The sequence below is a fragment of the Thioalbus denitrificans genome (genome assembly GCF_003337735.1).
In the GTDB taxonomy this organism is placed as follows: Bacteria; Pseudomonadota; Gammaproteobacteria; order DSM-26407; family DSM-26407; genus Thioalbus; species Thioalbus denitrificans.
Genome location: NZ_QPJY01000001.1, coordinates 707949 through 728509, shown reverse-complemented (window position 1 = coordinate 728509; position 20561 = coordinate 707949). Strand labels below are relative to the sequence as shown.

Annotated in this window: 18 protein-coding genes and 1 tRNA gene; 6 read left to right on the top strand and 13 right to left on the bottom strand. The window is 63.1% G+C overall.

The window, feature by feature from the left end; genetic code table 11:
* Window positions 1-102: 102 nt before the first annotated feature.
* On the bottom strand, window positions 103-1074 hold the full coding sequence (locus DFQ59_RS03465; protein WP_114278246.1) for a TAXI family TRAP transporter solute-binding subunit: 972 nt from the start codon (window positions 1072-1074) through the stop codon (window positions 103-105).
* 441 nt (window positions 1075-1515) lie between these two features.
* Between DFQ59_RS03465 and DFQ59_RS03460 the strand changes: the two genes are divergently transcribed.
* From DFQ59_RS03460 to DFQ59_RS03435, 6 genes are all read left to right on the top strand, one after another.
* Complete coding sequence (locus DFQ59_RS03460; RefSeq protein WP_114278245.1) at window positions 1516-2631, top strand: branched-chain amino acid ABC transporter substrate-binding protein; 1116 nt, start codon at window positions 1516-1518, stop codon at window positions 2629-2631.
* Window positions 2632-3000: 369 nt separating this feature from the next.
* A complete protein-coding gene (livH, locus tag DFQ59_RS03455; protein ID WP_114278244.1) occupies window positions 3001-3927 on the top strand; it encodes a high-affinity branched-chain amino acid ABC transporter permease LivH in 927 nt (308 codons plus the stop codon).
* 319 nt (window positions 3928-4246) lie between these two features.
* Window positions 4247-5482 carry a high-affinity branched-chain amino acid ABC transporter permease LivM gene (locus DFQ59_RS03450; RefSeq protein ID WP_211314765.1) on the top strand — a complete coding sequence of 412 codons (1236 nt, stop codon included), beginning with the start codon at window positions 4247-4249 and terminating at the stop codon, window positions 5480-5482.
* The gene (livG, locus tag DFQ59_RS03445; RefSeq protein ID WP_114278242.1) at window positions 5479-6243 is read left to right on the top strand and encodes a high-affinity branched-chain amino acid ABC transporter ATP-binding protein LivG; all 765 of its coding nucleotides are present in this window, start codon (window positions 5479-5481) and stop codon (window positions 6241-6243) included. Before DFQ59_RS03450 ends, livG begins: the two co-directional genes overlap by 4 nt.
* A gap of 176 nt (window positions 6244-6419) precedes the next feature.
* On the top strand, window positions 6420-6791 hold the full coding sequence (locus tag DFQ59_RS03440; RefSeq protein WP_114278241.1) for a GxxExxY protein: 372 nt from the start codon (window positions 6420-6422) through the stop codon (window positions 6789-6791).
* A gap of 46 nt (window positions 6792-6837) precedes the next feature.
* Window positions 6838-7548, top strand: a complete 711-nt coding sequence (locus tag DFQ59_RS03435) for an ABC transporter ATP-binding protein (RefSeq protein WP_245937160.1) — start codon at window positions 6838-6840, stop codon at window positions 7546-7548.
* A 435-nt stretch (window positions 7549-7983) separates the two neighbouring features.
* On the opposite strand, the gene DFQ59_RS03430 is transcribed toward DFQ59_RS03435, so the two are convergent.
* The 12 genes from DFQ59_RS03430 to rplM form a co-directional block, all read right to left on the bottom strand.
* Window positions 7984-8913 (bottom strand): porin, encoded by a 930-nt coding sequence (locus DFQ59_RS03430; protein ID WP_114278240.1) that lies wholly within the window; start codon window positions 8911-8913, stop codon window positions 7984-7986.
* 316 nt (window positions 8914-9229) lie between these two features.
* On the bottom strand, window positions 9230-10192 hold the full coding sequence (locus tag DFQ59_RS03425; RefSeq protein ID WP_114278239.1) for a porin: 963 nt from the start codon (window positions 10190-10192) through the stop codon (window positions 9230-9232).
* 259 nt (window positions 10193-10451) lie between these two features.
* Complete coding sequence (locus DFQ59_RS03420) at window positions 10452-11495, bottom strand: porin (protein ID WP_114278238.1); 1044 nt, start codon at window positions 11493-11495, stop codon at window positions 10452-10454.
* 177 nt (window positions 11496-11672) lie between these two features.
* Entirely contained in the window at window positions 11673-12650 is a 978-nt protein-coding gene (locus tag DFQ59_RS03415; protein ID WP_114278237.1) for a porin, read from the bottom strand.
* Window positions 12651-12841: 191 nt separating this feature from the next.
* Window positions 12842-13807 carry a porin gene (locus tag DFQ59_RS03410; RefSeq protein ID WP_114278236.1) on the bottom strand — a complete coding sequence of 322 codons (966 nt, stop codon included), beginning with the start codon at window positions 13805-13807 and terminating at the stop codon, window positions 12842-12844.
* A gap of 195 nt (window positions 13808-14002) precedes the next feature.
* Complete coding sequence (locus tag DFQ59_RS03405) at window positions 14003-15019, bottom strand: porin (RefSeq protein ID WP_170142015.1); 1017 nt, start codon at window positions 15017-15019, stop codon at window positions 14003-14005.
* 169 nt (window positions 15020-15188) lie between these two features.
* Complete coding sequence (locus DFQ59_RS03400; protein ID WP_114278234.1) at window positions 15189-16187, bottom strand: porin; 999 nt, start codon at window positions 16185-16187, stop codon at window positions 15189-15191.
* 209 nt (window positions 16188-16396) lie between these two features.
* Window positions 16397-17377 (bottom strand): porin, encoded by a 981-nt coding sequence (locus tag DFQ59_RS03395; RefSeq protein ID WP_170142014.1) that lies wholly within the window; start codon window positions 17375-17377, stop codon window positions 16397-16399.
* A 324-nt stretch (window positions 17378-17701) separates the two neighbouring features.
* The gene (locus DFQ59_RS03390; RefSeq protein ID WP_170142013.1) at window positions 17702-18685 is read right to left on the bottom strand and encodes a porin; all 984 of its coding nucleotides are present in this window, start codon (window positions 18683-18685) and stop codon (window positions 17702-17704) included.
* A gap of 264 nt (window positions 18686-18949) precedes the next feature.
* Window positions 18950-19023: transfer RNA gene (locus tag DFQ59_RS03385), tRNA-Gln, on the bottom strand.
* 68 nt (window positions 19024-19091) lie between these two features.
* The gene (gene rpsI, locus DFQ59_RS03380) at window positions 19092-19481 is read right to left on the bottom strand and encodes a 30S ribosomal protein S9 (RefSeq protein WP_245937159.1); all 390 of its coding nucleotides are present in this window, start codon (window positions 19479-19481) and stop codon (window positions 19092-19094) included.
* A gap of 12 nt (window positions 19482-19493) precedes the next feature.
* Window positions 19494-19922 (bottom strand): 50S ribosomal protein L13, encoded by a 429-nt coding sequence (gene rplM / locus DFQ59_RS03375; RefSeq protein ID WP_114278230.1) that lies wholly within the window; start codon window positions 19920-19922, stop codon window positions 19494-19496.
* Window positions 19923-20561: the final 639 nt, after the last annotated feature.

The window sequence follows — 20561 nt, the reverse complement described above, 5'->3', positions numbered from 1 at the left end:
CGGAGTCGGCAGGGAGAGGAACAGCGCCCCGCAACCCGACCCCGCAGGCGATCAGGACCGGCCGGCGGAACAGGGCCCGCCGGCCGGGTTCCCCATGCCGGGTCAGAGCAGCCCGACTTCCTTGTAGTACTTCTCGGCGCCGGGGTGCAGGGGAGCGGACAGACCGTCCTTGATCATCTGCTCCTTCTTCAGATGCTCGAAGGCGGGATGGAGACGGCGGAAGTCGTCGAAGTTCTCGAACACCGCCTTGACCAGGTTGTAGACCACGTCATCCGCAACCTTGGTGGAGGTGACGAAGGTGGCGCCGACACCGAAGGTGACGGTGTCCTGGTCATTGCCGCGGTACATGCCGCCCGGGATGACGGCCTTGCGATAGTAGGCGTTGTCGGCCACCAGCTTGTCGATCACCGGGCCGTCCACCGTGACCAGCACGCTGTCACAGGCGGTGGTGGCCTCCTGGATGGAACCGCTGGGGTGACCCACAGTGTAGACCATGGCGTCGATCTTGTTGTCGCACAGGGCCTTGGACTGCTCGGCCGCCTTCAGCTCGGAGGCCAGCGTGAAGTCATCCATGGTCCAGCCCATGGCCTCCATCACCACCTCCATGGTGCCGCGCTGGCCGGAGCCGGGATTGCCCACGTTGACCCGCTTGCCCTTCAGATCGGTGAAGTTGGTGATGCCCGAGTCGGCGCGGGCCACCACGGTGAACGGCTCGGGGTGAACCGAGAAGACCGCCCGCAGCTCCTTGAACGGACCCTGCTCCTCGAACTTGCTGGTGCCGTGATAGGCATGGTACTGCCAGTCGGACTGGGCCACGCCGAAATCGAGCTCACCGGCACGGATGGTATTGATGTTGTAGACCGAACCGCCGGTGCTCTCCACCGAGCAGCGGATGCCGTGCTCCTTGCGGCCCTTGTTCACCAGCCGGCAGATGGCGCCGCCGGTGGGATAGTAGACGCCGGTCACGCCACCGGTGCCGATGGTGATGAAGGTTTCCGCCTGGGCCTGGGTGGCAGGCACCGCGAGTCCAAGGCTGAGAGCAGCCGCGGAGAGCAGCTTCAGGGCTTTGTTCATGAATCTCCTCCTGGTCCGTTGACCTTGTTGGTGGTCATTGCAGCGCCGGAAAGGACCCATGCGACGATCGGTGGGGATGCCCGGGGGCCGATACGGGCAACACCGGGCATTCGCACGAACGGTCACCACGGGCTCCGTCCCGGCGGGTCAGGAACACTGGCACTGGGTTCCAGCCCTTTCTTGTAGCCCATTGGGCATGGCATGACAAATCGGGCGGATAGGACGCTGTTGTCTTTTCTTCGCCCCCTCCATACTCGCGGGGCGGGAAATCGCCCCCGGGTCCACGCCTGCAGGGTGCGGGGCGGGAGCGGGGCACGGCGTACCCTTGCGCCCCCTTTGGCGTTGTTATAACTTCAATTTTCATTGCACGGCGGACCGGCTTACGGCCGCCGGGACTGCCACCACGGATTCGCCAACCATCCTCCGGGAGGAACAATAACCATGAAACCGTTGCAGAATACGCTGACCGCACTGGCACTGGGGACGGCGCTGCTGGGCGCCACCGCGGCCCAGGCGGAGGATCTCAGGATCGCCGTGGTCGGTCCCATCACCGGACCGGTCGCCCAGTATGGTGACATGCAGATGATCGGCGCGAAGATGGCGGTGGAGCGCATCAATGCCGCCGGCGGAGTCAACGGCATGCAGATCGACGCCGTGCTCATGGACGACGTCTGCGAGCCCAAGCAGGCCGTGGCCGTGGCCAACCAGGTGGTCAACCAGGGCATCAAGTTCGTGGTGGGGCACCTCTGCTCCGGGTCCACCCAGCCCGCCTCGGACATCTACGAGGACGAGGGCATCCTCATGATCTCCCCGGCCTCCACCAACCCCGACATCACCCTGCGCGGCTTCAAGATGATTTTCCGCACCATCGGCCTGGACAGCCAGCAGGGACCGGTGGCCGGCCACTTCATCGCCGACAGGATCAAGCCCAAGGCGCTGGCCATCCTGCATGACAAGCAGCAGTACGGGCAGGGTATCGCCGAGGAGGTCAAGAAGACCGTGGAGGCCGCGGGCATCACGCCGGTGCTGTTCGAGGGCGTGAACAAGGGCCAGAACGACTTCTCCGCCCTCATTACCAAGATGAAGAGCCTGGGCGTGGACTTCGTCTACTACGGCGGCTACCACCCGGAACTGGGCCTCATCCTGCGCCAGTCCCGGGAGCAGGGCTTCGATGCCCGCTACATGGGCCCCGAGGGCGTGGGCAACAAGGATATCTCCGCCATCGCCGGCCCCGCCTCGGAGGGGCTCTACGTGACCCTGCCCGCCGACTTCACCAAGGATCCGGCCAACGCCGACCTGGTGGCGGCCTTCGAAGCCAAGGGCGAGGACCCCAGCGGCCCGTTCGTCATGCCCTCCTACGCGGCGGTCCAGATCATCACCGACACCATTGCGGCCACCGGCTCCACCGATCCCGGGACCATTGCCGCGGCCATGCGCGAGACCACCTACGACACCCCCATCGGCAAGGTGGCCTTCGACGACAAGGGCGATCTGAAGGAGTTCAACTTCGTCATCTACGAGTGGCACGCCGACGCCACCAAGACCGAAGTCCAGTAACGCCGCCACCACCCACGACGCCCCGTTCCCGGCCGGAGCGGGGCGTCTTTTTGTGTTCGCCACGAAGGCACGGAGGACACGAAGAATAAAGACTGTTTGACCGCAGATTACGCAGATTTGCGCAGATTTTTCCGTCGATTACTGAATCCCCAAGCGACAATACGGGGGACTGTGCATGGTTGAGGGACCAACACCCCACCGGTTCTCGCCCATCCCGGCCTGGTTCAGCCGTGCAACCGATCTTCTTGTGCCGTTCAATCTGCGTTAATCAGCGTAATCTGCGGTCAAATGTTTTTCGCCTTTTTTTCGTGTCCTTCGTGCCTTCGTGGTAAAAATGCAGTCTTCGCCCAACATGACAGACCGGTACAGATGAGCGACTCCCTGCTCCAATTCTCCCAGCAGATCATCAACGGCCTGACGCTGGGCAGCATCTACGCCCTCATCGCCATCGGCTACACGATGGTCTACGGCATCATCGGGATGATCAACTTCGCCCACGGCGAGATCTACATGATCTCTGCCTACGTGGGGCTCATCGTGATCACCGCGCTGGGGATGCTCGGCATCACCCCGATCCCGCTGGTGCTGCTGATTGCATTGTTCATCAGCATCATCGTCACCAGCGCCTACGGCTGGACCGTCGAGCGGCTGGCCTACCGCCCCCTGCGCGGCAGCGAGCGCCTGGTGGCGCTCATCTCCGCCATCGGCATGTCCATCTTCCTGCAGAACTACATGCAGCTCTCCCAGGGCGCCCGCGACGTGGCGATGCAGCCCCTGATCACGGGCGGCTGGCGCTTCGGTGACGAGGCCGGATTCCAGGTCTACCTCTCCTACATGCAGATCATCATTGCCGTCGCCACCGTGGCGTCCATGGCGGCGCTCACCCTGTTCATCGGCCGCTCCCGCCTCGGCCGCGCCTGTCGCGCCACCTCCGAGGACCGGAACATGGCCAACCTGCTCGGCATCAACACCGATCGGGTCATCTCGCTGACCTTCGTCATCGGCGCGGCCCTGGCCGCCGTGGCGGGCGTCCTGGTGGGCCTCTACTACGGCGTGGTCAACCCCTTCATGGGCTTCATCGTCGGCCTGAAGGCCTTCACCGCCGCCGTGCTGGGCGGTATCGGCAGCATCCCCGGGGCCATGCTCGGCGGCGTTGTCCTCGGGCTCTCGGAAAGCTTCGCCTCCGCCTACCTCACCACCGAGTACAAGGACGTGGTCTCCTTCAGCCTGCTGGTGCTGGTGCTGCTGTTCCGCCCCACCGGCCTGCTGGGCAAGCCCGAGGTGGAAAAGGTCTGAGATGTTTTTTCAGATCCACCACGAAGGCACGAAGATCACGAAGAAAGGGCAAAAGATTTCTTAACCGCAGATTACGTTGATTGACGCTGATTGATGCAGGTTGAATTTCATGGAAAGTCCAGTGGTGGTTCCTGCTTGATATGTCGGGGCCTCAGCCAGTTGGACACATGCTTCCGGCTGGCCTCCATTCAACCCGGCAATCGACGGAAAATCTGCGTAAATCAACGTAATCTGCGGTTAAAGTCTTCATGTCCTTTCTTCGTGTCCTTCGTGCCTTCGTGGTGAAATGGTTTTTGCGCTCAACGAGCAAGCCAACAACATGCTGAGACACAAGCTGACTGACGCACTGCTGGCCGCCGGGCTGGCCGCCCTGCTGAGCATTCCCATCATGGGGATCCAGATCACCGTGGACGGTCCCCGCATCGATCTCGCCTGGGAGCCATGGCCGGTGGCCATCGCCATCGCCGTGGTATTCTTCGGCCGGCTGTTGCGCGGACCGGTGCTCGCGCGACTGCCCCGGCCGCGCCTGCCCGACCTGGGGCACCCCCTGCGCGACAACGCCACCTTCCGGCGGCTGGCCATCGGGCTGGTCATCGTGCTGGCCACCCTGTGGCCCTTCTTCGCCGCCCGCGGCCCGGTGGACGTGGCCACCCTCGCCCTCATCTACATCATGCTGGGGCTGGGACTGAACATCGTGGTGGGCTTCGCCGGCCTGCTCGACCTCGGCTACGTGGCCTTCTACGCCGTGGGCGCCTATACCTACGCCCTGCTGAACCAGTACTACGGCCTCGGCTTCTGGACCTGCCTGCCCATCGCCGTGCTCCTGGCCGCCACCTTCGGCTGCCTGCTCGGCTTCCCGGTACTGCGGCTGCGCGGCGACTACCTGGCCATCGTCACCCTGGGCTTCGGCGAGATCATCCGCCTGGTGCTCAACAACTGGGACGACCTCACCGGCGGGCCCGACGGCATCGGCGGCATTCCCAAGCCCACCCTGTTCGGACTGGAATTCTCCCGCCGCGCCAGCGAGGGCAACGTCCCCTTCCATGAGTTCTTCGGCATCGCCTACGACGGCGGCCAGAAGGTGATCTTCCTCTACCTGCTGGCCCTGTTGCTGGTGATGTTCACCCTCTATGTCATCAACCGCCTGCTGCGGATGCCGGTGGGCCGCGCCTGGGAGGCCCTGCGGGAGGATGAGATCGCCTGCCGCTCCCTGGGCCTCAATCCCACCACCATCAAGCTCTCCGCCTTCACCCTGGGGGCCTCCTTCGCCGGATTCGCCGGCGCCTTCTTCTCGGCCCGCCAGGGTTTCATCAATCCCGAGTCCTTCACCTTCATCGAATCGGCCATCGTGCTGGCCATCGTGGTGCTGGGCGGCATGGGATCGCAGTTGGGCGTCATCCTCGCCGCCGTCGCCCTGACGGTGCTGCCGGAAATCGCACGCGAATTCAACGAGTACCGGATGCTGATCTTCGGCCTGGTGATGGTCCTGATGATGGTCTGGCGCCCCCAGGGCCTGATGCCCAGCAGCCGCCCGCACATGGAGATCCCCTCATGAGCGCCCTGCTGGAGGTGGACAGCCTCAGCATGCGCTTCGGCGGACTGCTGGCGGTGGACAACGTCTCCTTCAGCGTCACCAGCGACGAGATTGTCGCGGTCATCGGCCCCAACGGGGCCGGCAAGACCACCGTGTTCAACTGCGTCAGCGGCTTCTACCATCCCACGGGCGGAAGCGTAAGCTTCAACAACCGGCCGATTCAGCGCCTGCCGGGGCACCGGATCGCCCGCCTCGGCCTGGTGCGGACATTCCAGAATATCCGCCTGTTCCGCAAGATGACCGTGGTGGAAAATCTGCTCGTGGCGCAACACACGCGGGTGAAGACCAACCTGCTGCACGGTCTGCTCAACAGCCGCGCCTACCGCCGCAGCGAGGAGGAGGCGCTGGATCGGGCCGTGGAATGGCTGCGCCGGGTCCGCCTGCTGGAGGTGGCCAACCAGCCCGCCGGCACCCTCTCCTACGGACAGCAGCGGCGCCTGGAGATCGCCCGCTGCATGGTCACCGCCCCGAAGCTCCTGCTCCTGGACGAACCGGCCGCCGGCCTCAACCCGCAGGAGACCCGGGCTCTCGATGACCTGCTGCTGGAGCTGCACCACGGACACGGGGTCGGCATCCTCCTCATCGAGCACGACATGCGCATGGTGATGGACATCTCCCACAAGATCGTCGTACTCGACCAGGGCCGCCCCCTGGCCACCGGCACCCCCGCCGAGATCCAGTCCGATCCCCGGGTTATCAAGGCCTACCTCGGAGAGGCTTGATAATATGGAACATTGCTTTCACCACGAAGGCACGAAGGACACGAAGAAGGATCTGAAGCTGAGCGTGGTTTCGTTGCACGGGACAGACGATGACTGGTGGACCAGGACCGCAGGAGGAGACCACGGAAATTCCTGCGTGAAACAAACGAGAGATCGAAACAATAACCGGGGGCGAAATGGAATTCGATGCCCTGTCCAGGCGCGTCATCGGCTGCGCCCTGGAAGTACACAAGGAGCTGGGTCCAGGGTTGTTGGAATCGGCTTATGAGCGGTGCCTTGCCTATGAGCTGGCCCAACGGGGATTGGCTTTCGCCCAGAAGCAGGAGGTCGCAATCCGTTACAAGTCGCTGTTGCTGGACTGCGCGTATCGGGTCGATCTCATCGTGGGAAGTAGCCTGATCGTGGAGCTGAAGAGCGTTGAACGGCTCATGCCCATCCATGAGGCGCAGTTGCTCAGCTACATGAAGGCGACAAGCATCGGCACTGGCCTGCTCATCAACTTCAACGTACCACTGTTGCGCCAAGGCATACGACGTCGCGTCCTTTGAAATCTTCGTGTCCTTCGTGCCTTCGTGGTGAGATGCTTTTGAGAACATGACACCCATACTCGAACTGCAGAACGTCCATACCCGCTACGGGCAGGTAGAGGCCCTGAAGGGGGTTTCGGTGGCGGTGAACGCCGGCGAGATCGTCACCCTGATCGGCGCCAACGGCGCGGGCAAGACCACGCTGTTGATGACCGCCTGCGGCGATCCCCGCGCCGCTTCGGGGAAGGTGCTGTTCGAGGGCCGTGAGATCACCTCCCTGCAGACCTGGGATGTAATCCGTCATGGCATCGCGGTGGTGCCCGAGGGCCGGCGCATCTTCCCCGGCCTCACGGTGGAGGAGAACCTGCACATGGGCGGCTTCTTCTCCCAGCCCGAGCAGCTGCGGGCGGACATGGAGCGGGTGTTCGAGCTGTTCCCCCGCCTGGCCGAGCGCCGGCGCCAGCGCGGCGGCACCCTCTCGGGCGGCGAGCAGCAGATGCTCGCCATCGGCCGGGCCCTCATGACCCGGCCGCGCCTGCTGCTTCTCGATGAACCCTCCCTCGGCCTGGCGCCGCAGATCATCAGCCAGATCTTCCGCATCATCGAGGAGATCCGGGACGAGGGAGTGACCATCTTCCTGGTGGAGCAGAACGCCCACCGGGCCCTGCAGCTGGCCGATCGCGGCTATGTCCTGGAGACGGGGCGCATCGTGCTGGAGGACAGCGGCGACAATCTGCTCAGCAACGACGCGGTGCGCCGGGCCTACCTGGGCGGGTAGACACTTCCGGGACAGTTTACTTATTTCCGTGGCTGGCTCCTTCCATGCCGCCCCCTCGACGACCCTGGAAATAAGTAAACTGTCCCCGAATTGCCGACGACGGAAAAGGTCTCACCACGAAGGCACGAAGGACACCAAGAAGGGACACAAAGACTTTTTCCGCAGATTACACAGAATACGCAGATTTAGCCGTCGATTACCGATACAGTCTTTACCGGGCAGATGCCCCTGCATATCTAGCTGACACCTCAACATGCCTTCGTACAAAGGGCCATCTGCGTTAATCAGCGTAATCTGCGGTTAAACTGCCTCTTCTTTCCACCTTCGTGGTGAACAACGAATCCGCCTCGCAACACGAAACCCGGGACTCGACACCATCCGCAAACGAAACGGGCGCCCGAAGGCGCCCGTCTCGAGTTTCCGACCGGGTCCGACTCAGAAGTCGTGGCGGATGCCGACCCCGAAGTACTGGCCGTCGGTGTAGCCCTTCAGCATGTCGGAGCTGGCCAGCTCGGTGTCCATGTACTCGGCGAACACCTTGGTGCGCTGGCTGAAGGCGTGGTCGGCGCCGATGATCCAGGAGGTCGCGTCGCCGTACATCCCGGCATCCACGTTGGCGTAAACGCCACGCAGGGTGTTGTTGCCGAAGTAGACTTCGCCGCCCAGCGCCCAGGAAGTGGCGTCGTCACCATAGTAATCCGAATCGGCGTCCTCGTACTGGCCGATAATGGAGAACATGCCGAAGTTGTAGCTGGCGGCCAGGCCCCAGAGGTCACCCTCGCCGTTGTTCTCGCGCAACCAGGAGCCGCCCACGGAGAGCGGGCCGTTGCTGTAGTCCACGGAAACGTTGGTCCAGTCGGCGAAGTCCTCGCCGGTGTCCTCGGCCCCGCCGTTGTCGACCACCAGCGCCACGGCGCCGGAGAGCCCGTTGAAGTTCGGGGTCACATAGGCGACGGCGTTGCCCACCCGGGACAGGCCCAGGTAGTAGTCGTTGGAGAAGCCCGACTCCATGATGTCGGTCTTGTCCACGGTGTTGTAGTAGGGAGTCCACTGGCGGCCCATGGCGAAGGTGCCGAAGCCGCCGGTGATGCCGGCGAAGGCCAGACGACCGCCCAGGTTGCCGGAATCGGAGGCGTCCACGGAGAACTCGAACTGGTAGATGGCGGACAGGCCGTTGCCCAGGTCCTCGGAACCCTTCACGCCAATGCGGGAGGCGTTGTCCTGCACGTTCCAGGCGGAATCCAGGCCATCGAGATCCTCGTGGGCCAGGCTGACGTTGACGCGCCCGTAGAGGGTGGGATTGGCGGTGGCGGCCAGCGGGGCGACCAGCGCCGCGGCAATGGCGACAGAGAGGATCTTCTTCATGAATGCAGCTCCAGTAGGTTAATCACAGAGAGTACGGCCAGGACCGCGTCCTAATGGTGGCAATAATACAACTGATGTCTTGTGACTACAACAAACGAATTCACATTTCTGGGTATTTCGGGGACAGTTTACTTATTTCCGACTCAGCGTCAGGTGAAACAAACTTATAGGTTCAGACTCGGTCCACCCCCAGGCCCGATATGAAATAAGTAAACTGTCCCCGAAATACCCCGCACCATGCTTCCCCATGGACTGACAAAAAACTGTGGGCGCCCGCAGGCGCCCACAGTCCACATCCGACTTTCCCGCAGGGAGATCAGAAGTCGTGGCGGATGCCCACGCCGAAGCGCTGCTGCTCGGCGCCAGCCCCCAACTCCGCACTCCAGAGGCCATTGAGCTCGCTGTCCTCGTACTCGGCGAAGACCCGGGTGCGCTTGCTGAAGTTGTGCTCCACGCCGATGGCCCAGCTGTCGTAGTCGGAACCGGCGTCCACGCTGCCGTACACGGCGCGCAGGGTGTTGCTGCCCAGGTAGACCTCGCCGCCCACACGCCAGGCATCGACATCCAGGTCATCCGCATTCTCGTACTGGCCGATCAGGGCGAAGTTGCCGATGGTGTACTTGCCGCCCAGACCCCAGATGGAGATGTCCCAGTCACCCTCCAGGCCGAGGTAGGAGACACCGGCGGAGATCGGGCCGTTGCTGTAGTCCACCGAGGCGTTGATCATGTCCACGCCATCGTCGCCGGTGTTGCCCAGGTTCAGCACTTCGGCCAGGTCACCCGCATCGCCATTATTGTCGATGACCAGCGCCAGGGTTCCGGTGAGGCCGTTGAAGGTCGGCGTGATGTAGGCCACGGCGTTGCCGATGCGGCTGGGACCGATGTAGGAGTCGTTCATGCCGTTGATCTGCATGATGTCGGTCTTGTCCACCGTGTTGTAATACGGGGTCCACTGCCGACCCATGGCGAAGACGCCGAAGCCACCGGCAATGCCGGCATAGGCCAGTCGGCCGCTCACATCGCCGGAATCGGACGCGTCCACCCCGAACTCGAACTGATAGACGGCGGTCAGGCCGTTGCCCAGATCCTCGGAGCCCTTCACCCCCACGCGGGAGGCGTTGTTCTGCACGTCCCAGGCCTCGCTGCTGCCATCCTCGAAAAAGTCGGTGTCCTCGTGGACCAGGTTCACGTTGACACGGCCATAGAGGGTGGGGTTGGCAGCAGCGGCCAGCGGTGCGGCAAGGGCGGCGGCAACTGCAATCGTGACAAGCTTCTTCATTGAACACTCTCCCTGAAAGTCAATCGAGTTGTGAACTGCGTCACAATTTATAACAACTTCGTCACATTCACACAATAGTTTTGTGGTTAATGCAACAGTGCTCGATCGCTATCCGGGATTCTTGTGGCCCCTGCCCACACCCGCCGACCGGCGGGCAGGCCGGTTCGGACCGGCGCAACGGGCGTTCACGCTCAATGGCGCAATAAAAAACGGGCGCCCGAAGGCGCCCGTCCTGTTAATCCGCCGCTCCCGGGGGAGATCAGAAGTCGTGACGGATACCGACGCCGAAACGCTGCTCGTCGGCATTCTCCTTCACATTCCCCGTCGTGAAGTAGTTCTTCTCGGCTTCAAGGTCCTGGTACTCGGCGAAGATGCGGGTCCTCTTGCTGAAGTTGTGCTCGACACCCAGACTCCAGCTGGTGGCCTCACCGGCATCACCCGCATCGAGATCGCCGTAGACGGCCCGGATGGTGTTGTTGCCGAGGTAGACCTCGGCACCGATGGCCCAGGCCTTGGCATCATCGGCGGGCACCACCGCGCCCGGCGCATACCAGTCGCCATAGCTGCTGGTGGTCACGGCGCCGGCGTACTCCTCGTCGGCGTCCTCGTACTGGCCGATGATGGAGAACATGCCGAAGTTGTACTTGCCGGCCAGACCCCACAGGGCGCCGTCCACGTCACCCTGGGCGGCCAGGTAGGAGAGGCCGACGCTCAGCGGGCCGTTGTCGTAATCCACGGAGGCGTTCCACCAGTCGGCGAAATCCTCGCCCACGTCCTCGGCGCCACCGTTGTCGATGACCAGCGCCAGCTTGCCGGACAGGCCGTTGAAGTTCGGGGTCACGTAGGCCACGGCGTTGCCGACGCGGGTCAGGCCGAGGTAGATGTCATTCATGCCGCCAATCTGCATGATGTCGGTCTTGTCCACGGAGCCGTAGTAGGGCGTCCACTGGCGGCCCATGGCGAAGGTGCCGAACCCGCCGGTCAGGCCGGCATAGGCCAGACGCCCGCTCAGGCCGCCGGAGTCGGAGGCATCGACGCCGAACTCGAACTGGTAGACGGCGGCCAGGCCGTTGCCCAGGTCCTCGGAGCCCTTCACGCCGATGCGGGAGGCGTTGTTCTGGGTGTCCCAGGCTTCGCTGCTGTCACTGACGCAGCGGGTCGTTCCCGCCTGGCAGAGCTTGCTGTCCATGTCCTCGTTGACCAGGTTGACGTTGACCCGGCCGTAGAGAATGGGGTTGGCGGACGCGACCAGCGGTGCGGCGCAGGCGGCGGCGACAGCCAGGGTGATGATCTGCTTTTTCATTTTGTGAATCTCCCGGGTCTTACCCAAGTGCAAAAATCAGGAATCGCGTAGTTGATTAGATAGCACATGAGTAACACATTCACAACATGAGTTGACAAATTACAACATTCCTGCGGAACGCCCCATGCAAAACGGGCGCCCGCAGGCGCCCGTCATGGTCAGCAGTCGATTCCGATGTCAGAAGTCGTGGCGAATACCGACGCCGAAGCGCTGCCCCTCGAGGTAGCAGGTGAAGTCGCCATCACCCGCACAGGTGGTCTTCTGGTAGTCGGAATCCTCGTACTCGGCGAAGATGCGGGTGCGCTTGCTGAAATTGTGCTCCACGCCCAGCGCCCAGTTGTTGCCGTCGCCCATGTAACCGGCATCGACACTGCCGTAGACGGCGCGGAGGGTGTTGTTGCCGAGATAGACCTCGCCGCCGAGGGCCCAGGAGGTGGTGTCATCATCACCGGTGTAATTGTCATCGGCGCTCTCGTACTGGCCGATGAGGGCGAACATGCCGAAGTTGTACTTGCCGGCCACGCCCCAGAGCGAACCGTCGGTATCGCCCTCGGCACCCAGGTAGGACACACCGATGGAGATCGGACCGTTGTCATAGTCCACCGACACGTTCCACCAGTCGGCGAAGTCCTCGCCCAGGTCCTCGGCACCCCCGTTGTCCACCACCAGGGCCAGCTTGCCGGACAGCCCGTTGAAGTTCGGGGTCACGTAGGCCACGGCGTTGCCCACCCGGGTCAGGCCCAGGTAGTGATCGTTCATGGCGCCGATCTGCATGATGTCGGTCTTGTCCACGGAGCCGTAGTAGGGCGTCCACTGGCGGCCCATCGCAAAGGTGCCGAAACCGCCGGTGAGACCGGCATAGGCCAGGCGGCCGCTCAGGTCGCCGGAGTCGGAGGCATCGACGCCGAACTCGAACTGGAAGATGGCGGCCAGGCCGTTGCCCAGGTCCTCGGAGCCCTTCACGCCGATGCGGGAGGCGTTGTTCTGCAGGTCCCAGGCATCGTCGTCGTTGGCCAGGCGGAAGTTCCCGCCGGTATCGAAGTCCTCATGCACCAGGTTGACGTTGACGCGACCGTACATGATGGCGTCTGCGGAAGCGGCCAGAGGCAGCGCACAGGCGGCGGCCACGGCCAGGGTAAGCAGGTTCTTCTTCATGGAATTCTGGCTCCGGTCCCTGTTGATGGATAATGATCGAGGCGCATTGATAGCACCTCATGTTGATGATGAATAGTATGTAGCACTTGATTGCCGAAATAGCAACAAACCGTCTCACTATTACAACATGCTTTGACAAAAAAACGGGCGCCCGCAGGCGCCCGTCTTCACTTCAACTCTCCGTCGGGAGATTAGAAGTCGTGGCGGATACCGACGCCGAAGCGCTTCAGCTCCGCCTTCGCGGATTCGTTGGCGAGATTTGCCTCGGCATCGAAATCCTGATACTCGGCAAAGATCCGGGTGCGCTTGCTGAAGTTGTGCTCCACACCGACGGCCCAGTTGGTGCCATCGCCGAACCCCCCGAAGTCCATGTCGCCATACACGGCGCGAAGGGTATTGTTGCCGAAGTAGACTTCACCGCCCAGCGCCCAGGAAGTGGTATCGTCACCGTAGTAATCCTCGTCGGCATTCTCGTACTGGCCGATCAGGGCGAACATGCCGAAGTTGTACTTGCCGGCCACGCCCCAGAGGTCACCCTCACCACTGTTCTCACGCAGCCAGGAAGCGCCAATCGACAGGGGGCCGTTGTCGTAGTCGACAGAGACGTTGGTCCAGTCGGCGAAATCCTCGCCGGTATCCTCGGCGCCGCCGTTGTCGATCACGAGCGCAACCTTGCCGGACAGGCCGTTGAAGCTCGGGGTCACGTAGGCCACGGCGTTGCCGACGCGGGTAAGCCCCAGGTAATGGCTGTTCATGCTGTTGACCTGCATGATGTCGGTCTTGTCGACGGAGCCGTAGTAGGGCGTCCACTGCCGGCCCACGGCAATGGTGCCGAAACCGCCGGTCAGGCCGGCATAGGCCAGGCGGCCACTGAGGTCGCCGGAGTCGGAGGCGTCGACGCCGAACTCGAACTGGAAGATGGCGGCCAGGCCGTTGCCCAGGTCCTCGGAACCCTTCACGCCGATGCGCGAGGCGTTGTTCTGCAGGTCCCAGGCATCGTCGCTTGCACTCAGGCAACCATCGGTGCACACGGTGAGCTTGGCATCCTCGTGCACCAGGTTGACGTTGACGCGTCCGTACATGATGGCGTCGGCCGAAGCCACCAGCGGTGAGGCACAGGCAACAGCCACAGCTACTGTGATAAGTCGTTTCTTCATTCTAATAATCCCCCCGAATAGCCGGCGGATAGGAGATCCGCTGGCAATCAACTCAATCGTTCGTAATGCGACTGTTTAATACAAGACCGACATAATTGCAACACTGGTTGTTCAGCAGCGACACGCGGAGAGGGATGATCATAAAAAACGGGCGCCCAAGGGCGCCCGTCTTCACTTCAGCTCTCCGTCGGGAGATTAGAAGTCGTGGCGGATACCGACGCCGAAGCGCTGACCCTCGATGTCGTGGTAGTCGGAGGTGCTGAAGGCGGTGTGCTTCACGCGGTTCAGCTCGGAATCCTCGTACTCGACGAAGACGCGGGTGCGCTTGCTGAAGTTGTGCTCGGCGCCCAGGGTCCAGGTGCTGCCGTCGTTCTCGTCGCTGTCCACGCTGCCATAGGTGGCACGCAGGGTGTTGTTGCCGAGGTAGACCTCGCCTCCCAGTGCCCAGGAAGTGGTATCACCTTCCACGGCGGTGCCGCCGAAGTTGCCGGGACGCGCAGCAGCGATGTAGTCCTCGTCAGCCTGCTCGAACTGGCCGATGAGAGCGAACATGCCGAAGTTGTACTTCGCGGCCAGACCCCACAGGGCGCCGTCCACGTCACCCTGGGCCGCCAGGTAGGAGGCGCCCACGGAGAGCGGACCATTGTCATAGTCCACGGAGACGTTCCACCAGTCGGCGAAGTCCTCGCCCACGTCCTCGGCGCCGCCGTTGTCGATGACCAGCGCCAGCTTGCCGGACAGGCCGTTGAAGTTCGGGGTCACGTAGGCCACGGCGTTGCCGACGCGGGTCAGGCCCAGGTAGGCGTCGTTCATGCCGCCGACCTGCATGATGTCGATCTTGTCCACGGAACCGTAGTAGGGAGTCCACTGGCGGCCCATGGCGAAGGTGCCGAAGCCGCCGGTGATGCCGGCGTAGGCCAGGCGGCCGCTCAGACCACCGGAGTCGGAGGCGTCGACGCCGAACTCGAACTGGTACACCGCGGCCAGGCCGTTGCCCAGATCCTCGGAGCCCTTCACGCCCACGCGGGAGGCGTTGTTCTCCACGTTCCAGGCCTCGGCGTCGCCGCCATCCCAGGTACCGAAGGGCACTTCGTAGTCGTAGTCCTGGTGGACCAGGTTCACGTTGACCCGACCGTAGACGACCGGGTTGGCAGAGGCGACGAGCGGCGCGGCGCAGGCGGCGGCAACGGCCAGAGTCAGCAGTTTCTTCACTAGAATTCCCTCCCAGGAATATGAGCCGGATTATGGTGTCACACGACAGACGCGATTGTTATAGCACCATACTGATAAACACACAACAACCGTTGCAATAACACAACATTGATCAAAAAAAACGGGCGCCCGGAGGCGCCCGTCTTCACTTCAGCTCTCCGCGGGGAGATCAGAAGTCGTGGCGGATGCCGACACCGAAGCGCTGGCCTTCCACCAAATCCTGGTGGTCGCCGTGCTTGACCCGGTTCAGGTCGGAGTCCTCGTACTCGGCGAAGATGCGGGTGCGCTTGCTGAAGTTGTGCTCCAGGCCCAGCGTCCAGGTGCTGCCGTCGTCGTCCCGGTCTTCCACATGACCGTAGACGGCACGGACGGTGTTGTTGCCGAAGTACACCTCGCCACCCAGGGAATAGGCGTTGATCTCGCCGTCCAGCGGCCAGACATAGAGCGCGCCATCATAGATGTTGTCGCCGTAATCCTCGTCGGCGTGCTCGTACTGGCCGATGAGGGAGAACATGCCGAAGTTGTACTTGGCGGCGATGCCGAACAGGCCGCCCTCGTAGTCACCGGCGGAAGCCAGGTAGGAGGCGCCGACACTCAGCGGGCCGTTGTCGTAGTCCACCGACACGTTCCACCAGTCGGCGAAGTCCTCGTTCAGATCCTCGGACCCGCCATTGTCGATGACCAGCGCGACCTTCCCGGACAGGCCGTTGAAGTTCGGGGTCACATAGGCCACGGCATTGCCGACGCGGGTCAGGCCCAGGTAGGCGTCGTTCATGCCGCCGACCTGCATGATGTCGGTCTTGTCCACGGAGCCGTAGTAGGGGGTCCACTGGCGGCCCATGGCGAAGGTGCCGAAGCCGCCGGTGATGCCGGCGTAGGCCAGGCGGCCGCTCAGGCCGCCGGAGTCGGAGGCGTCGACGCCGAACTCGAACTGGTACACCGCGGCCAGGCCGTTGCCCAGGTCCTCGGAGCCCTTCACGCCGATGCGGGAGGCGTTGTTCTCCACATTCCAGGCCTCGGCGTCATCGACGTCGATCCAGGGATAGTAGTCCATGTCCTGGTGGACCAGGTTGACGTTCACGCGGCCATACATGACGGCGTCGGCGGACGCGGCCAGCGGCGCGGCGCAGGCGGCCGCCACGGCCAGCGTAATGATGCGCTTCTTCATGATTCCCCTCCCAGGATTTCGGTTTCGACCAGCATCTGAAACGCGCAACAAAACCTTGTGGCGTTCTTGCGCACAGTTTTTGTTTATTTACTACACGATTGACATGATTGCAACAACGATTGCGCCGCAACGGAGTTCCGCCACGGATTGCTACAAAAAAAACGGGCGCCCGCAGGCGCCCGTCTTCACTTCAGCTCTCCGTCAGGAGATTAGAAGTCGTGGCGGATGCCGACGCCGAAGCGCTGGCCATCGGACTCGTGGTAGTGCCCGCTGTGCTTCATGCGGTTCAGCTCGGAATCCTCGTACTCGGCGAAGATCCGGGTGCGCTTGCTGAAGTTGTGCTCGGCGCCCAGGGTCCAGGTGCTGCCGTCGTCGCCGTCGTCGCTGTCCACGTGGCCGTAGGTGGCGCGCAGGGTGTTGTTGCCGAGGTACAGCTCGCCACCCAGCGCATAGGCGGTGGTGTCGCCGGACAGGTCGGAGTTGATCACGTTGGAGATGTAATCCTCGTCAGCCCGCTCGACCTGGCCGACCAGGGCGAACATGCCGAAGTTGTACTTCGCGGCCAGACCCCACAGGGAGCCGTCCACGTCACCCTGGGCGGCCAGGTAGGAGAGACCGACGCTCAGCGGGCCGTTGTCGTAGTCCACGGAGGCGTTCCACCAGTCGGCGAAATCCTCGCCCACGTCCTCGGCGCCGCCGTTGTCGATGACCAGCGCCAGCTTGCCGGACAGGCCGTTGAAGTTCGGGGTCACGTAGGCCACGGCGTTGCCGACGCGGGTCAGGCCCAGGTAGGCGTCGTTCATGCCGCCGACCTGCATGATGTCGATCTTGTCCACGGAGCCGTAGTAGGGGGTCCACTGGCGGCCCATGGCGAAGGTGCCGAAGCCGCCGGTGATGCCGGCGTAGGCCAGGCGGCCGCTCAGGTCGCCGGAGTCGGAGGCGTCGACGCCGAACTCGAACTGGTACACCGCGGCCAGGCCGTTGCCCAGGTCCTCGGAGCCCTTCACGCCCACGCGGGAGGCGTTGTTCTCCACATTCCAGGCCTCGGCGTCGCCGGAGACATCACCCATGTAGTCCATGTCCTGGTGGACCAGGTTGACGTTCACGCGGCCATAGACGGTCGGGTTGGCGGAGGCGGCCAGCGGCGCGGCGAAAGCGGCGGCGACAGCCAGGGTAAGCAGCTTCTTCATGGTAGTGCTCTCCTGAATGATGGTTGACAAAACCGGCAGACAAAAACTGTGCAGGGGTGAATATAGACAACACATCCTCGGAAAGCAACACATTGGCAATAAAAAAACAACAAGAAACAGATTGTGTCTTACATATACAACACCATAGCGATCCATCGGCTCTGCGACCAGGCGCCACGCGAACCCGCGCAGGCACGTGACCGCTCGACCCAAGGGAGCCCGGCTTGCTGCCGAAAAAGGCGGAGCACCACCCGCGGAGTGGCGCGAGGCAAAAAAAACGGGCGCCCGCAGGCGCCCGTCTTCACTTCGCCCAGCGCGGGGAGATCAGAAGTCGTGGCGGATGCCGATGCCGAAGCGCTGGTGCTCCGTCGCGGAGCTGTAGTCGCCGACCAGGTACTTGCCCAGACCGGTCAGCCCGTAGCTGCCCTCGGAATCCTCGTAGGAGACGAAGACCCGGGTGCGCTTGCTGAAGTTGTGCTCGGCCTCGATGACCCAGTTGGAGGGATCGTAGTCGCTGCCATAGATATCGAAGTCCTGCTTGCCGTACTTGGCGCGCAGGGTGTTGTTGCCGAGATAGAGCTCGCCGGCGATGGCGTAGGCGTCGGCATCGATCCCGTCCACGTCGGTCAGGGTCTCATACTGACCGATGAGAGCGAACATGCCGAAGTTGTACTTGCCGGCCAGCCCCCACAGGGAGCCGTTGACGATGTCCGCCGCACCGGTGCCCTGGGCGGTCAGGTAGGAGAAACCAACGCTCAGCGGACCGTTGTCGTAGTCCACCGAGAGGTTCCACCAGTCGGCGAAGTCGTCGCCCACGTCCTCGGCGCCGCCGTTGTCGATGACCAGGGCCAGCTTGCCGGACAGGCCGTTGAAGTTCGGGGTCACGTAGGCCACGGCGTTGCCGACGCGGGTCAGGCCGAGATACTCGTCGTTCATGCCGTTGGTCTGGAAGATGTCGGACTTGTCCACGGAGCCGTAGTAGGGGGTCCACTGCCGGCCCATGGCGAAAGTGCCGAAGCCGCCGGTCAGGCCGGCGTAGGCCAGGCGGCCGCTCAGGTCGCCGGAGTCGGAGGCGTCGACGCCGAACTCGAACTGGTACACCGCGGCCAGGCCGTTACCCAGGTCCTCGGAGCCCTTCACGCCCACGCGGGAGGCGTTGTTCTGCACGTCCCAGGCGTCGGAGGAGCCGTCATCGATGTCCTCGTGGACCATGTTGACGTTCACGCGACCATAGACGGTCGGGTTGGCGGAAGCGGCCAGCGGCGCGGCGAAGGCGGCGGCGACAGCCAGGGCAAGCAGCTTTTTCATGATTTGGCTCTCCATACGAGTCAGGAACCGGGCACCCGAGCGCCCCATGACCACGATATTAGCGCACGAATCGTTGTTCAGGCAACACAATCGCTGTTTTTTTACAACGCATGTGTGAATGTGGTCACATATTGTCTCAACAATAGACGTCGCCCCCACGCCCAACGGAGGGACCGGCCGCCGGCCCGGACACGGGACCGAACCGGGCCCGACCCGAAATGAAAAGGCCCGGTTATCAATGCCTGATAACCGGGCCTTCCGGAGTGGCTGGGGGACTAGGATTCGAACCTAGATTGACGGAGTCAGAGTCCGCTGTCCTGCCGTTAGACGATCCCCCAAATGCGGTGCGAAAGGATAGGGACACGCACGCGGTTTCGCAACCCCGTGGACGGCCCTGCCCATGCGCTTAGCGCTTGGAGTACTGCGGACGCTTGCGCGCCTTGTGCAGACCGACCTTCTTGCGCTCCACCTCGCGGGCGTCACGGGTGACGTAGCCGGCGGCGCGCAGGGTGCCACGCATGGACTCGTCGTACTCCATCAGGGCGCGGGTGAGACCCATGCGGATGGCGCCGGCCTGGCCGGTGGTGCCGCCGCCCGCCACCGAGACCATCACGTCGAACTTCTCGGTCGTCTCGGTGCGCTCGAGGGGCTGCCGGACCACCATGCGGGCGGTCTCGCGGCCGAAGTACTCATCGAGCACCTTGGAGTTGATGACGATGTTGCCGCTGCCCGGACGAAGATAGACGCGGGCGGTGGCGTTCTTGCGACGGCCGGTGCCGTAGTACTGTTCTGCCATGATGGGATTCCGTTACAGTTCCAGGGTCTGGGGCTGCTGGGCAGCGTGCTGGTGCTCGGGGCCCGCATAGATCTTGAGCTTGCGGAACATGGCCCGCCCCAGGGTGTTCTTGGGCAGCATACCCTTCACCGCCGAGGCGATCACACGCTCAGGCGCCTTGACCAGCTGCTTCTCCAGGGTGATGCCCTTGATTCCGCCGGGGAAGCCGGTGTGGTGATAGTAGACCTTGTCCTTGAGCTTGTTGCCGGTCACATGCACCTTTTCGGCGTTGACCACAACGATGTAATCACCCGTATCGACGTGCGGGGTGTATTCAGGCTTGTGCTTGCCGCGCAGGCGCCGGGCGATCTCGGTGGCAAGTCGTCCCAGCGTCTTGCCGCTGGCATCCACCACGTACCAGTCCCGCTTCACGGTCTCGGGTTTCGCGCTGTAGGTCTTCATTACTCGCGTCTCGCTGCAGATCATCAGCCACACGAAAGTGAGTGGCTCTGTCCAAAGACGGGGAATCTTACAGAAAGACAACCCGGGATACAAGCACCGCCACCACTCCAATCAACCGGGACCCCGGACCCTCGGGGCCGACCCAAGCGTGGCGCACAGTCCCGCGCCGGGCAGGGTCCACGACAACGGCAGCCGGACCCGGGGGAATGCGCCGGATCCCCGACAGGGAGTGAACCGCCCTCTCCGACGGGACCTGGCCGCCCACCCATTGGGGGCAGGCCACGAGCCCCGCTGCCGCGTACCCAGCCACGGCGCGCCAGCCTCGAATATAGTTGTTAAGACAAAAAAACGCGGCCTGGAAGGCCGCGTCAAACCACCAAAGGAGGATGGAGGAGTCGAGAGAGATGAAGCCTCGGAAGGCTTCGGTGCGCATTATCCGACCACCCCGCATATTAGTCAACCATGAAATAAGAAAAATTTTGGCAGAGAAAATATTTTTTTGGCTAGGGGAGCGCCGGTTGCCAGCCGGGAATCGACGTCATCACCCTGCGTTCGGCGAAGCGTTCAGGACACGCGCCTTGCCGGTTCGCGCAGACTCCCCGTATCGGCCACCACGAGCGGAAAGGGAGAGCCTCTACG